This is a genomic window from Lysinibacillus sp. NPDC096418, from assembly GCF_044762775.1.
In the GTDB taxonomy this organism is placed as follows: domain Bacteria; phylum Bacillota; class Bacilli; order Bacillales_A; family Planococcaceae; genus Lysinibacillus.
Map to the genome: position 1 here is coordinate 1 of NZ_JBIWEY010000037.1, position 13989 is coordinate 13989.

The 13989-nt window shown below is 34.7% G+C and carries 13 protein-coding genes and 1 other annotated feature; of the genes, 3 read left to right on the top strand and 10 right to left on the bottom strand.

Annotated features, from left to right (window positions below):
- Positions 1-203: 203 nt before the first annotated feature.
- The 10 genes from ACIQZG_RS20330 to ACIQZG_RS20375 all read right to left on the bottom strand — a co-directional run bounded on the left by ACIQZG_RS20330 (position 204) and on the right by ACIQZG_RS20375 (position 10152).
- Positions 204-1079 (bottom strand): M23 family metallopeptidase, encoded by an 876-nt coding sequence (locus ACIQZG_RS20330; RefSeq protein ID WP_402757294.1) that lies wholly within the window; start codon positions 1077-1079, stop codon positions 204-206.
- An 18-nt stretch (positions 1080-1097) separates the two neighbouring features.
- Positions 1098-1475, bottom strand: coding sequence for a CopG family transcriptional regulator (locus ACIQZG_RS20335; protein ID WP_402757295.1), 378 nt, complete (start codon positions 1473-1475; stop codon positions 1098-1100).
- Positions 1476-1665: 190 nt separating this feature from the next.
- Positions 1666-2550, bottom strand: a complete 885-nt coding sequence (locus ACIQZG_RS20340) for a DUF4097 family beta strand repeat-containing protein (RefSeq protein ID WP_402757296.1) — start codon at positions 2548-2550, stop codon at positions 1666-1668.
- 579 nt (positions 2551-3129) lie between these two features.
- Entirely contained in the window at positions 3130-3744 is a 615-nt protein-coding gene (locus ACIQZG_RS20345; RefSeq protein WP_402757297.1) for a GNAT family N-acetyltransferase, read from the bottom strand.
- 107 nt (positions 3745-3851) lie between these two features.
- Positions 3852-4166 carry a TIGR04104 family putative zinc finger protein gene (locus ACIQZG_RS20350; RefSeq protein WP_402757298.1) on the bottom strand — a complete coding sequence of 105 codons (315 nt, stop codon included), beginning with the start codon at positions 4164-4166 and terminating at the stop codon, positions 3852-3854.
- Between the two features lie 60 nt (positions 4167-4226).
- Positions 4227-5450 carry a GNAT family N-acetyltransferase gene (locus ACIQZG_RS20355; RefSeq protein ID WP_402757299.1) on the bottom strand — a complete coding sequence of 408 codons (1224 nt, stop codon included), beginning with the start codon at positions 5448-5450 and terminating at the stop codon, positions 4227-4229.
- On the bottom strand, positions 5447-6181 hold the full coding sequence (locus ACIQZG_RS20360; RefSeq protein WP_402757363.1) for an AAA family ATPase: 735 nt from the start codon (positions 6179-6181) through the stop codon (positions 5447-5449). Before ACIQZG_RS20360 ends, ACIQZG_RS20355 begins: the two co-directional genes overlap by 4 nt.
- Positions 6182-6224: 43 nt before the next feature.
- Positions 6225-7139 carry a DMT family transporter gene (locus ACIQZG_RS20365; protein ID WP_402757301.1) on the bottom strand — a complete coding sequence of 305 codons (915 nt, stop codon included), beginning with the start codon at positions 7137-7139 and terminating at the stop codon, positions 6225-6227.
- A gap of 65 nt (positions 7140-7204) precedes the next feature.
- Positions 7205-7407: a binding site (T-box leader), on the bottom strand.
- Between the two features lie 721 nt (positions 7408-8128).
- Positions 8129-9016: a M23 family metallopeptidase gene (locus tag ACIQZG_RS20370; protein ID WP_402757302.1), complete on the bottom strand. Its 888-nt coding sequence runs from the start codon at positions 9014-9016 to the stop codon at positions 8129-8131.
- A gap of 344 nt (positions 9017-9360) precedes the next feature.
- Positions 9361-10152 carry an enoyl-CoA hydratase-related protein gene (locus tag ACIQZG_RS20375; protein WP_402757304.1) on the bottom strand — a complete coding sequence of 264 codons (792 nt, stop codon included), beginning with the start codon at positions 10150-10152 and terminating at the stop codon, positions 9361-9363.
- A 359-nt stretch (positions 10153-10511) separates the two neighbouring features.
- Between ACIQZG_RS20375 and ACIQZG_RS20380 the strand changes: the two genes are divergently transcribed.
- From ACIQZG_RS20380 to ACIQZG_RS20390, 3 genes are read left to right on the top strand one after another with little or no spacing between them, the layout of a single operon-like run.
- A complete protein-coding gene (locus tag ACIQZG_RS20380) occupies positions 10512-12257 on the top strand; it encodes an ABC transporter ATP-binding protein (RefSeq protein ID WP_402757306.1) in 1746 nt (581 codons plus the stop codon).
- A 23-nt stretch (positions 12258-12280) separates the two neighbouring features.
- A complete protein-coding gene (locus ACIQZG_RS20385; RefSeq protein WP_402757308.1) occupies positions 12281-12955 on the top strand; it encodes a response regulator transcription factor in 675 nt (224 codons plus the stop codon).
- Complete coding sequence (locus ACIQZG_RS20390) at positions 12952-13986, top strand: sensor histidine kinase (protein WP_402757310.1); 1035 nt, start codon at positions 12952-12954, stop codon at positions 13984-13986. Before ACIQZG_RS20385 ends, ACIQZG_RS20390 begins: the two co-directional genes overlap by 4 nt.
- Positions 13987-13989: the final 3 nt, after the last annotated feature.

Genomic DNA, 13989 nt, shown 5'->3' on the forward strand with positions numbered 1-13989 from the left:
GTTTCTTGACAATTCAAGTATATATAAATCGGTGAATCTGTGTTTTTTTCATGCTTGTAATTGTGTAAAAACCCCAACAAATATTATAGAACCATATTAAAAGCCTAATTTCTCTGGTGTTATAATTGAGAGATTAGGCTTTAGTTACTTCAGAAAAGGGCCCCGACTGGTCAGTAACAAATTTAACTGTGGTACAACATAAGTTATTCAGTAGTTTTAGAAGGATAAATCAAATCACCTTGAATTGGTTCAATACTATCTTTAAAACGGATACGGATTGATTTTCCATTCAAATAATCTGGGGAATCCATTACTTGAAAATGCAAATGGGTTTCTGTTGAATTACCGGAGTTTCCGCATGTACCTATAACTTGACCTTGACTTACCATTTCTCCTTCTTTAACGATAACAGAATGATATTTTAAATGGGCTAACATACTATATTCATTATTTGCGTGTTCAATAATTACACAGTTTCCTTCAGCGATATCAGGATACATCTCTCCTGGCTTATTATCATTGATCCCGTCTATCACTTTTATCACTTTCCCGTTCGCCGGAGCTACTATTTCTTTATTAAAAGCGTAATAGTTTTCATTGTTATCGGGGGAATCTTTGTACGCACTGCCTTCTTTTAAAATGACCAGATCATAAGCATATCTTTGCTCCTCGTAGACATAGTGATAATTAATAAACTGATTTATGCCACCCCAGAAAACAAACCATTCCTCTTTAATCGGCATAATATAAGTATTCTTTGTGTATTTTCGGTCACTTTCAGGATAGTTAACATAAGGAGCAAGATTTACACCATAAATGATTCCATCCCCATCAAAAAATACACTAATCGCCTTTTGTCTATTGTTATCTAACCAAATATATAGACTTATATCTTCCTTTAATCCTGTTTGCATATGCAGACTATACTTCTCGACTCCGTCATTAAATGTTGTAGCATAATCAACAAATTGCACAAAAGTTACTGTATGTTTAAATTCATCAGTTGATTGATGATAAATATCCGAAAATTGTCCATTAAGAAAACAGTCCCCAAATTCTTCCAGTAAAATTTTATTCATAAGTATTCTCCCCTCTGATTACTGGTTTAATGCTTTTTTTAATTCAGGACTCGCTTTGAAAACTCCAAAAACCTGTATTGATTTTATCGTTTTCCTTACCAACTCTACATCTATATCTTCTTTTAAAACCAACATACCTACTACTTTAATATCCAAAACTTTATTGTTCTCAGCTACTTGCTCTAATGTTTTTCGATCATAATACGTTACTCCAATTAAATATGCTTTATCAGTAATCACTTTTTCAATAACTTTAGAGTGTGAAGTTATTTGATTACGTATAGCGGTTTTAATAAAATCAGTTCGGTTTGAATAAAAACCTTGTTCTACTAACAAATCCACTTGTCCTAAGTCTACTACATTCATATTAATTGTGATTTTCTCCGTTTCTGCCATCTAAACATCATCCCTTCACTACCTAATAATTATCATGAATATTCTAACATATTATAAAGAAAAAAACATCCAAATGCCATCTGCATGGATGGTATTTGGATGTTTTTTATTAACAAATAATGGTCAAGAACATGAAAAGAGTACGTTCCTATAAGGTCTAACAAGAATCAGAGTGATTAACCTCAAAGCCTTATTCCGCTGTAAAATCTCCAGATGTAGTTTTAACATTTAATATTTTAATACCATCACCGATTAACCCAATAGCACTATTTTCACTTTTGTCTTCATACATAATGTTCTTCAGCTTAATGTCTGGTTCCCCAGAATCCCCTTGAAAATCAATCTTGAGTGATTCAGGATTGTCTTTAAAAGTTGTTCTGACATCCCCACTTGTTGTAATCACATCTAGCGAATTAATCATTTCCTCAATTAACACCTTGACGTCCCCAGATTTTGTAGTTATTTTCCCACTTCGAGAAACCAATTCTTCAATTTTCACACTGCCGCTAGTTGACCCAATTGAGAAGTTATTCATCATATTTCGTTCTAATTCAATATCACCACTTGTAGATTGAATCGATAAAGTATCTTCAGATGTAAACTTTTTAATATCTTGATTTCCTGAAGCTGATTTTAAATTAATATTTCCAGCTGAGACGCTTACGGCCTCAATATTCCCTGACGTTGTATGCACCGACAACGCTTTATAAGTTCTTTCAGGCAACGTCACTCTTAGAGTCATATCCCTTTCACTTCCTAATTGAATTCCTAGGCTGTTATCATTTGATAAGTACGAAACTTTCAGCTGAACACCATCTTCATCTATCTTCACCCGAAATTTATCTTTTAACTTCTTCTTGATCTTCCCTTCTAATTTCACTGCGATATGGTCGCTTGAACTCGATTTAATCTCAATATCTGCTGCAGTTGTTTGAAAGTTCAACATCTCGATACCATCGACCTTAAATTCTTCTTCCTCCAGTACAGAAACCATTGTAGAAAATGAATTAATAGACCCCATACATATCAAAACTACAGCACAAACTAACATCCCACCTACAATTATTTTCCTCATCCAATCACATCCATCTGTTCAAATTCCCTTTTTCTACTAACCTGATTTTACCTTACAAAAATAAATTTCCTCTTACTCATTTCTTACAAAAATCTTAAAATATATTGTTACATTTATCTTAAAGCAATTTTTGTATAGCGTTTTGCTCTATTTAGAAAAAAGATAATTTACATGTAGGATTTTTAGGATAAAACAGTTGTTTTGAATTGCTTCTGACCAAGGGATGAGCGCAACTAATCTTTGTTGTCCTGGTAATCGTTTAATGGCATTTGCTCTAGCATTTTTGATAATGAAAGTTTACAAAATACGCTTCTCCCCCGCTTTCAATACATATCTTTTCTGCTTTTGTAGCAACTAAAATCCATTCTTCTAATTTTGCTCGAAGACATAACGATTAATTCCTAACAACTTATTTTCGCATCGTAATCGTAAAGGAAATGATATATTACCTGCCGTACATATCTCTAACCAGCTCCTTACCAATTTGATTGGCATAAGCAATAGGTGAAAATCAGAATAAATGTACACAAGAGAAACATTTTTTAATCTGATTTCATATCAGTGCCTCCTTTTTGTTTCTTATAGCGTGTGAGATTTTAAATAGTTTACAAATTCACTAAATAGTTCGCTTTTCAAATCTGGCCATTCATCTGCAATAATACTAAAATAGACGTCATCTCTTTTATTTCCCTGCTGGTCTATATAATTATGACGGAAAATGCCTTCCTGTTTCGCACCAATCTTTAATATCGCTTTTTGGGATCTACTATTATCTATATCTGCACTTAATTGAACTCGGTTAAATTGCATCTGCTCGAAAACATACTTTAATAATTCATATTTACAAGCTTTATTGATACCAGTTCCTTGATATTCTTTTCCGTACCATGTCCATCCTATTTCTAATCTTTTATTTCGAAAGTTAATATTGCCAAGCCTTGTACTGCCAACAACGCGCTTACTTTCCTTGTCTAGAATAATAAATGGATAAGACTTGCCTTCCAACTTTTCAAGCAAAGTTACTCGTACGTATTCCTCTAACTCTGCTTCTGTTCGAATAGCAAAACCCATGTATGTCCAAATTGACTCGTCGAAAACGATTTCCTTCAACGATTCTTTATATATAATAGAAAAAGGGACCATTCTAATTTTTGCGTTTTCTAAATAGATGTCTTGCAGAAAAAAATCATCCAATATGTAAACCTCCCTGTAAAATATTTATATCTATAAACAATTTTCTACTCATTTTAATCGTTAACAAAAAAGCTTTCACCCAATATCAGTGAAAGCTATCCTATGTATTACTTTTGTGCGTATTTTTGCAAATGCTTTGGGATTGCCCGTAAATCCATTAAATACGGCATCATCATAAGTAGTGCAAATAAATAGATGGCCACGCCAATTGCTACTGCTGAACTTTTTACTTCATCATCAATTACATATGGCATAGCGACGTACGGCACAAACACTAGTAATAAGATTGAAATACGTGTCATTGAAGTTAACATTTGTTTTTGCTCACAGTGTGGGCATGCATGAAAACGCGAAAAAGACACGATTGTTCGCATCGATTGTTTCCACGTCCATTTCTCCTTGCATTCAATACATTTTGGCATAAAATTCCCCTCCGCTATAAAGTATGCCATACATTATAGTGGAGGGTCACTGTCTTTTTCTTAAAAGTAGTCAATAAATGTAGGAATACCTACTGGAAGTATTTCTTCTAGCAATACAATCGCTAATGGATCTCCCTGTAAACGTTCAATCTTCTCTAGATAATTTGGTCGTTTATATCCTAAAAACATCGTAGCAAGTGTCTGTACCGTCAACTGCACGGCATTTTCTTCTAACTTATCGCTCACTTTTTCAACGACAACTTGTCCGTCTAACACGGAAATGTCAAATGTGCCATGATTCCATTCTACAATACGATCAGATACTGCTATACGAATATTAAAAGTACTTCGTGCAAATGGATAGCGCAGTAAAAATTCCTTCACATCCACAATACGGGCCATGAAATACGGTGACACTTTTTGAATAATTTCACTATCTTCAAGTAAAAATGCAACGGGTTCATTTCCCGTTGTTTTGCCGTACACATTGTACACCATTGAGCGATGTGCAGAAACGAAATTCCATAATCCTTTACGCGCCTCTTCTTGCATATAAACAATTTCATCAATATAATAATTTTCTTCCATTATCCGGTAGAACAAATAGCCTTGTGGGACATCATCTTCATCGTAATACACAGCAGCCTGTAGCTTCACATCACTATCAATGAATTTTTCTTCCCAGAAGTCTTCTTGGAATTTTTCATTCCATGCAATACTATTTCGTACCATTACACCATGTGTTTTCATTGCATAACGCGCATAAATGTCCATTACATCATGATGTTTCGGTTCTACACGACGTATTTTCCCATTCAAGCCAGCATAATGAGGAAGCTGCGTATCCTTCACTTGGAACTCCACTATGTCGCTCATAATCTCCCATCCCTTTTTACGATAATACGGAATAGAGTATGGGAATAAATAAGAAATGTAGCGCTTCTCATCACGCATTCGCTGTAAGCACTCCATTATAAGACCTTCCATTAAACCAAATCCTGAATACTCTGGGTACGTGCCGACTGCCGTAATTCCTCCCATTTCATACACTTTGCCATGAACATTTACTTGGAATGGTAAATTCAAAATTTGAGACACAAGCTGTTTGCCATCAAACCAACCAATTGCAAGTCCCTCGTCAAACTGCTTACTTTTTGCATTGACAAAGCGTCTATCCTTATTCATAGACAATGAAATTTGAAAAACATAATTAAGTAAATCAATCGATTGCGCCATTTCATCTTGCTTAATTTCGCGCATGACTAGTCCTTTTCGCTGATTCATCGTTCTCGCTCCTCGTCAAATAACTCTGCAAAAATTGTTTCTGGTGCATTTAAAAATCGTTTCGTCACGATATAATGAATCGTGTCTTCATAACGAATTGATTCAATATTTCCTTCATCAAAACTATAAATCGTCGCATTCGGATAACCAAGTAAAATCGGTGAATGCGTCGCTATAATAAACTGTGCCTCATGTTCTAAATCCTTCATGATTTTCAGCAAACTTAGCTGCCTTGTTGGCGATAATGCCGCTTCTGGCTCATCGAGTAAATATATTGCTTTGTCTTTAAATCGATTCATAAATAGTGATAAAAACGACTCACCGTGTGACTGCTGGTGCAAGGATTTGCCACCATATGCCGCATACTTTATCCAATCTAGTTCCTCTAATTGATCAATATGGCTGGCAAACTGATAAAATGTCTCAGCACGTAAGAAAAAGCCACTTGATACTTTGGGCAACCACGATAAGCGGATATATTCTCCAAGAGCTGATTCTGCTTTATGTACCTCGTACGTATTTTGTCTGCCGCCGCCTGCTGTATTAAAATCACAGCGATCTGCAATGGCCTCTAGCAAAGTAGATTTCCCAGAGCCATTTTCACCCACGAAGAACGTAACATTCGTTGGAAACTCCATTTCTTCTAAATCCCGCAAACTTGGAATATCAAAAGGATATTTTCGCTTATTCACAATCTCTTCCTGTAACACCTTACATGATTTCAAATACACCTGTGCATCTCCTTCACCAACAGCATTCTCAATTACAACTATATCATTCCACGTGAACTGCCCTTTTTTCAACTAATAAACTCCAGACACCTAAAATAAATAATAGAAGAATGCCAATGAATGAAATTGGCGACCAAGATAGCCTTGGATCGAACAGTTGAAAGAAGAAAGTAAAGACTGGCACAAAGCATAAACTCATCATTACCATTAAAGATGAGCAATGCTGAATACCTAGTTGTAATAAGTACATCGGAAGCATGACACCCACTACCGTTACAGCGATTATCCACAAAATATTTCCTGAGAAATAATTGAAGAAATTATCATAAGTTGCCACAAAAGATAATAAAATTATGCCATAATAACGATGCGTCAAAATCATAGATGAAGTCCAACCTGCCTCACTTAGTTTCTTTGAATACTTCGTACAAAACACTGCCCCAATACCGCAGCCAACACTTGCTACTAAGCTAAGTATAACCGGAAATGTCACTTCCATTTTCACCGCAGAGTTTCCACTAAGAACGGCCACTATTAAAAATATACATGCAAATAATGTACCAGTTGCAATGATCCATTGCACTCTCGGAATCGATTCTTTCGCAAAAACAGCGAGCAATAAAACAAAAAGTGGTGCGATTCCCATTTCAAGTGCACTAACAATTGCTGATTCTACATATTTTAAAGCGAAATAAAAGCCCATAAACGTCAATACAGATGCAATATTCAATTTCACAATTTGTCCGATATTTCCCTGCCATTGGTTTTCCTGCTTATGTTTCCTTGCAAAAAAAGAGAAATAAACAGCTGTAAGGAAAAAACTAATGCCTGTAAATAAAAACGTCGGTACCTGTTGCACTTGTTTGGCATAAAACACTTGGCTTATCGCAGTTAGCAATGCTGATATTACCAATGCTATTAAGCCAATTGCCGCCATTCGTTTTTTCGTAATTTCCATTGTTGTTTCCTCCTTTTTCATAAAAACTGAGTATTTCCCCATAAAAAAACTCCGTCTCTAAAAAATATAGAGACGAAGTTATCCGCGGTACCACTCTGTTTAGCTTATTAGCTCACTTAGACTATAACGGTAGCTGCCGTTCATGCTTACTATTTTCAGCACAAAAACTCCTGGACGAGTTCACGAATCGTTTGCGATGATTTTCACCAACCATCATCTCTCTGCAAGGCAAACAATATTCATTACTACTTCCAATCATTGTTAATTATTTCTATATACACTAAATCAATTAGTCACCCGCGTCAAGCTTTTTAAAAAAGACAAATACAAAAATTAGTTGGATGAACAAAGGTCTTATCGTTTATCACCTGTGGTCCACTATCCAGTCAATAATAAAGAATTCGTCCCTTTATTACTAAATGCTATTTTGTTGTGCAGAGCAAAAAAAGTGTTTAATTTCGCTATAATAAACAAGAGCCTTACTACATTTTTATTGTAATAAGGCTTTTAAAAGTTGTTACTTTCATTTGGGAACGTTTTTTTATAAATCTTATAAACATTCATTGTGAAAATTATTCTACGGATTACGTGATATAGGATAAATAGTGAAAACTAGTTTTATTCTTTCTTAGCAAACCATTTATCACTTAAGTATTGAGAAAACCCGAGAATAATCGTAATACTAATGCCAATTAAAATAAATCGCATATCATTATTAGGTAAAATTCTATTTATGATAAAAACAGACATCATTACAATAAGTGCAAATGTTATTGAAAATAATATTTTTTTCTGCATTCGTTACACCAACTTTTATTGATAAATTGTTTATTATCTCATTTTTTGAGGTTGTATTCTCAATTTTATTAAGCTTCTCAAAGCGTCGTTTTGGTACTTTATTGGCATAAAGTTGTAAATCCACATAAATCTTGCGAGACTTCCTATTGAACTAACCTCGTTTGTGGAAGAAGGATTTTTAAACAACTATATTACCTCTGCACATGCGGACTTACAAAATCGCCTTGTATTGGTTCGAGGTCATTCAAAAATCGGATACGAATAGATTGACCACTCGAGTAATCAGAGGAGTTCATCACTTGAAAATGTAAATGAGCTTCTGTTGAGTTTCCTGAATTTCCACATAAGCCAATCAATTGTCCTTGCTTTACAACTTCTCCTTCCTTCACAACAATGGAATTTTGTTTTAAATGTGCTAGCATACTATATTCATTATTTTCATGCTCAATAATGACGCAATTGCCCTCAGGTTGGCTTGAATTCATTTCGCCAGGTATGTTATCTTCAATTCCCTCTAATACTTTCACGACCTTACCATCTGCTGGTGCTAAAATCTCTTGACTAAAAGCATAATAATTTCCATTTTTGTTTATTGAATCCTTGTAAGATTTTCCATCTTGCATAATGATTAAATCATACGCATATCTTTGACTTTCATGTACATAATGATAGTTTAAAAATTCATTTGTTCCGCCCCATACCACAAACCACTCGTCTTTTATTGGCATAATATATGTATTTTTTGTATAATTCTGATCACTTTCTGGATATGAAACAAACAATCCAAGGTATAAACTTAAGATTGCATCATTAGTATCAAAAGACACGCGTATTTCTTTTTCTCGGCTATCATCCAACCATAAATATTGTGTTATATAATTATTTAAAGAGGTACGACTTTCTAGCTGATAGTACTCTACCCCACTATTAAAGGATGCGGACATCTCAGTGAATTGTTCAATCGTTACAAGCTCCTGAAATTCCTTTGCTGTTTGTTTGTAAATCGCAGAAAATTCACGATTTTTAAATTCACTTCCAAAATTGTCAGGTTTGATATATTCCTTCTTACTTACCTCCATTTAAAACACCTCAACTTATTTTATTTGTAATAATAACTATATTTACGAGCTTCATGTTAAATAGTTTCATTTTTATGAGTTAGTTTCCAAAATTCTTCCTTCATTGAATTCTATCACTATTAGATACTAAAAAACTATATCTAATAGGGCCCTTCTAATATCCCCTCTTCTCGGTACACTTTGCTCGGCGCTGTCTTAAATTAACTTTTTAATGTGAAAAATCCGAGAACCATAAAGATTCTCGGGTTTATTCAATATTCATTTCCAAACGCGATGCAACTGTAATTAACATATGTGACAATACATCCAATGCTAGTTTACATTCACATCGCCATCTACGCTAATCATTCATTTACATACTGTTTTTTTGTATCCTTCCATACAGGCGGTCTTTTTTCAAAAAAGGCATTAATCCCCTCTTGAGCATCAGGATGTTTACTATTAAGCGCAATGACTTCAGTTGCATAATTGAGTGCTTGGAAATCTTCCATATTAAGTTGTTGATAAAATTGTCGTTTTCCTAATTCAATAATGTTTAAGCTTTGCTTTGTTACATCCTTCGCTAATTTTTCAACTGCTTCATCTAATAGCTCTGAAGGTACCACTTTGTTCACTAAGCCATGTTGTAAAGCTTCCTCTGCAGACATAAAGTTTCCAGTGAATAATAATTCTACTGCCTTTTTCCTTCCAATATTTCTACTTAGGAATACAGCTGGTGTGCTGCAAAATAGACCACTATTAATGCCAGGAGTAGCAAATTTCGAATCATCACTTGCTATAGCCATATCACTAGCTGCAACTAATTGGCATCCTGCCGCTACAGCAGCTTTTCGTACTTTCGAAATAATAAGCTGCGGAATTTCTCTCATTGTCCGCATTAAAAGCTGACAAGTCTGAAATAGCTGTAACACTTCATTTTCCGTTTTAGCTTCTATTTCTCTTAAACTATGCCCCGCACAAAATACTTTTTCAGATCCTTCAATTACGACAACCTTTACCTCACGCTCATTACCAATTTTTCTTAATAGTTCATCTAGTTCTTGTAGTAATTTCATTGTTAAAGTATTATATTCAATCGGATTTTCTAAGGTAACAAAAGCAATATCCTCTGTTTGTCTAAAAGATAAAAATTCCATATCCCCACTCCTCACTATTTTTATTAGCAACAACTACAGTTTGAATGTTCAGTTAATTTGAGTCAAGTATAAATTTGCTATTTTAGGTATTATTTTTCTGAATTATTCATCAATCTACTATCTTTTAGCTAAGAGAATACTTACTTTTAGAAACAAACGTTTTTTTGAATATGGTGTGTATCTTGCATTTATCGTAGCTTTTATGCCACCACGTCGGCAATAGTGTCCTTAGCCTAGCACTTCTGTGGGAATTTTTTATTTGTCCTAGTGGTAAATATCAATTTGTTTCAGTTCATATTCAGTTCACAACTTTTTTATATACTGCTTTTTGTAAACACGAATTGAAAGGAAGTTTATACATGAAAGATACTAAAAAACAAAAAGGCTTAGGTCAGTTTCTACGATTAATTACTGAAACAAAACCTTCAAAAATTATGATTTTCATCGCGTTGATCCTTAGCTTAACAACGACAGGAGTTGGATTATTAGTCCCTCTATTCACCGCAAACCTCGTCAATGATTTTTCTATTAGTTCCATAAATGCAGGCAATATAACAATCGTGGTCATAGCAATTATTGCACAGGCGTTAGCGAGTGGATTCTCTATTTACTTATTAAATCGAATCGGTCAATCTGTTGTTGCGGGTATTCGGGAGAAGCTTTGGAAAAAGTTACTTGTTTTACCTGTTCGCTACTTTGACGAACACCCTTCAGGTGAAACCGTTAGTCGGATGACAAATGATACGTCCATTGTAAAGGAATTAATCTCTGAGCATTTAGCAAACTTTATTGCCGGTACGATTTCCATTATCGGCTCCGTCATTGTCTTATTCATCCTCGATTGGAAAATGACATTAATTATGTTTATTGCTTTCCCGCTTGCTGCTTTAATCTTAATTCCACTTGGTAAAACAATGCACAAAATTTCAAAAGGCATGCAAGATGAGACAGCTACATTCACTGCAGTACTGCAACAAGTCTTATCAGAAATTCGTCTTATGAAATCTTCTAATGCTGAAAAAATTGAATTTCAAAATGGAAAACTAAGAATTATGAACTTGTTTCACTATGGCTTAAGAGAAGCAAAAGTACAATCGGTACTTGGACCAATCATAAGTTTAGTTATGATGACGCTGCTTGTTTTATTATTAGGTTATGGCGGTATGCGTGTCTCTTCTGGTGCGTTAACTACAGGTGCATTAGTGGCTTTCATCATGTACCTATTCCAAATCATCATGCCTATGGCGCAGATGGCTACTTTCTTTACCCACCTTCAAAAAGCAACTGGCGCAACGGAACGAATAATTGCCATTTTAGATGAGGACGAGGAACGAGATGCAACTGAAGAAGTTCAAAAAATGAATCAAACCATCAAAGTGGAACATGTAAACTATAACTACAATAATAAAGATCAAATATTAAAAGACATTTCCTTTAACGTAGAAGCTGGTAAAGTAACAGCAATCGTCGGGCCTAGTGGTAGTGGAAAAACTACACTATTCTCTCTTTTCGAACGTTATTACACACCAAGTGACGGCATGATTTCCATTGATGGCAAATCAATCAACGACTTCTCATTACATTCATGGCGTAGTCAAATTGGTTATGTGTCACAAGAAAATCCAATCGTTTCAGGGACAATACGAGAAAATATTACGTATGGTTTAGACCGAGAAGTTACGGATGAAGAATTAATTATGGTTGCAAAAATGGCATACGCAGATCAGTTTATCTCTGACCTTCCTAATGGTTATAATACTGAAGTTGGCGAAAGAGGTATGAAACTGTCAGGTGGGCAAAGACAACGTATCGCGATTGCTCGTGCATTTTTAAGAAACCCCCAAATTTTAATGTTAGATGAAGCAACTTCTAGTCTTGATAGTAAATCCGAAAAAGTCGTCCAACAGGCGTTAAATGATTTAATGAAAGGCCGCACAACGATTGTTATTGCACACCGTTTGTCTACTATAATTGAGTCAGATCAAATTATTTTCCTTGAAAAAGGAATCATAACAGGCAGTGGTACTCATACAGAACTATACAAATCACATGCGTTATACCGCGAATTTGCCGATCAGCAATTACACACAATTGAAGTTGCCTAATCAATTGAAAGGAATGAAAATGCATGACAAAACTATTAATCGCTGATGATGATGCACACATTCGAGAGCTATTACAGCTCTTTTTGGCCCAGGAAGGCTTTGATATTTTTGAAGCATCTGATGGTGTCGAAGCATTTGCCATAATTGAGAAGGTAAAAATAGATTTGGCAATTATCGATATCATGATGCCGAATATGGATGGATGGCAGCTTTGTCAGGAAATTCGTACTTTCAGTAATATTCCTATTTTAATGTTGACGGCTAGAGGTGAAACTTCCCAAAAAGTAAAAGGCTTCAACCTTGGTGCGGATGATTATCTTGTGAAACCATTCGAACCAATAGAATTGGTGGTACGTGTAAAAGCATTATTAAAACGTTACAACATCGCCCTCTCCCATACCCTTTTCATTGGTGAACTAAAAATGAATCGGCAAACATATGAAATTGTAGCAAATAATAAAAATTACACGATTCCTTTAAAAGAATTTGAGTTATTGTTTAAACTAGGTAATTATCCTGGTAAAACTTTTTCTCGAGAACAGTTGATTGAAGATATTTGGGGCTATGACTATGAAGGGGATGAGCGTACCGTTGATGTTCATATCAAAAGATTGCGTGAAAGATTCCCAGAAGATGAATTTTCATTTCGTATAAAAACGATTTGGGGATTAGGCTATCGCTTGGAGCTGAACGAATGATGAAGAAACCTATTATAAAACCAATACTAGGTACGGTGTTTTTCATACTTTTTATTGTAAGTAGCTTTTCAGTTGCTTACTTTTTAATCGAACATCTCCATATCCCAACTTCAAGCTATATTCGCTTTATCTTAACAATAATTACAGGTTTATTATTCATGACTTTAATTAGTATGATTATGCACTTTATCTTACCTAATAAGCGTAAAAATATTTATCTTGAAATCGTTTCAGCATTACGAAAAATTGCGAATGGTGATTTTAATGTCTATTTAGATATTAAAATGCATGAAAGAAATCAATTTACAGACCTAGTCGATCAATTCAATCATATGGTCGAGCAACTACAACAAATGGAGGATATGCGCCAGGAATTTATCTCCAATGTTTCTCATGAAATTCAATCACCACTCACGTCAATTGTCGGATTCGCACAAGCCTTGCAGCACAAACAACTCTCAGAAGATCAGCAACAGCGCTATCTAACCATAATCGAAACAGAAAGTCGCCGATTATCAAAGCTAAGTGATAATTTATTGAAGTTGACCTCACTTGAAGCTGAAAATCACGTAGTTGAAAAAATTAATTATCCTCTTGACCAACAATTACGTACAATTATTTTAGCGAGTGAACCGAACTGGTCTCAAAAAAAATTAGAACTTGAGATTCAATTAGAGAAGGTCACCCTTTTTGCTAATGATGATTTGATGAGTCAAGTTTGGACGAATCTTATTCATAATAGTATAAAATTCACACCTGACTACGGTAAGTTGACTATTTATCTTGAGGAGAAAGAACAACAAGCTGTTGTAACAATTTCTGATACTGGAATTGGTATTTCTGATACAGATAAGCCATATATTTTCGAACGTTTTTATAAAGCGGATCAAGCAAGAGTGCGTTCAAATGGCGGAAGTGGCCTAGGTTTATCCATAGTGAAAAAAATTGTTGATATCCACAATGGGCGAATTATGGTCCAAAGTGAAATAGGTAAAGGAACAACTTTCATTATTAAGTTACCCTTACAGTAACTA

Bases quoted from the DNA above. Each gene is read 5' to 3' on its own strand.
- ACIQZG_RS20330 (WP_402757294.1), bottom strand. From the start codon at position 1,079: ATGAATAAAATTTTACTGGAAGAATTTGGGGACTGTTTTCTTAATGGA.
- ACIQZG_RS20335 (WP_402757295.1), bottom strand. From the start codon at position 1,475: ATGGCAGAAACGGAGAAAATCACAATTAATATGAATGTAGTAGACTTA.
- ACIQZG_RS20340 (WP_402757296.1), bottom strand. From the start codon at position 2,550: ATGAGGAAAATAATTGTAGGTGGGATGTTAGTTTGTGCTGTAGTTTTG.
- ACIQZG_RS20350 (WP_402757298.1), bottom strand. From the start codon at position 4,166: ATGCCAAAATGTATTGAATGCAAGGAGAAATGGACGTGGAAACAATCG.
- ACIQZG_RS20355 (WP_402757299.1), bottom strand. From the start codon at position 5,450: ATGAATCAGCGAAAAGGACTAGTCATGCGCGAAATTAAGCAAGATGAA.
- ACIQZG_RS20365 (WP_402757301.1), bottom strand. From the start codon at position 7,139: ATGGAAATTACGAAAAAACGAATGGCGGCAATTGGCTTAATAGCATTG.
- ACIQZG_RS20370 (WP_402757302.1), bottom strand. From the start codon at position 9,016: ATGGAGGTAAGTAAGAAGGAATATATCAAACCTGACAATTTTGGAAGT.
- ACIQZG_RS20375 (WP_402757304.1), bottom strand. From the start codon at position 10,152: ATGGAATTTTTATCTTTTAGACAAACAGAGGATATTGCTTTTGTTACC.
- ACIQZG_RS20380 (WP_402757306.1), top strand. From the start codon at position 10,512: ATGAAAGATACTAAAAAACAAAAAGGCTTAGGTCAGTTTCTACGATTA.
- ACIQZG_RS20385 (WP_402757308.1), top strand. From the start codon at position 12,281: ATGACAAAACTATTAATCGCTGATGATGATGCACACATTCGAGAGCTA.
- ACIQZG_RS20390 (WP_402757310.1), top strand. From the start codon at position 12,952: ATGATGAAGAAACCTATTATAAAACCAATACTAGGTACGGTGTTTTTC.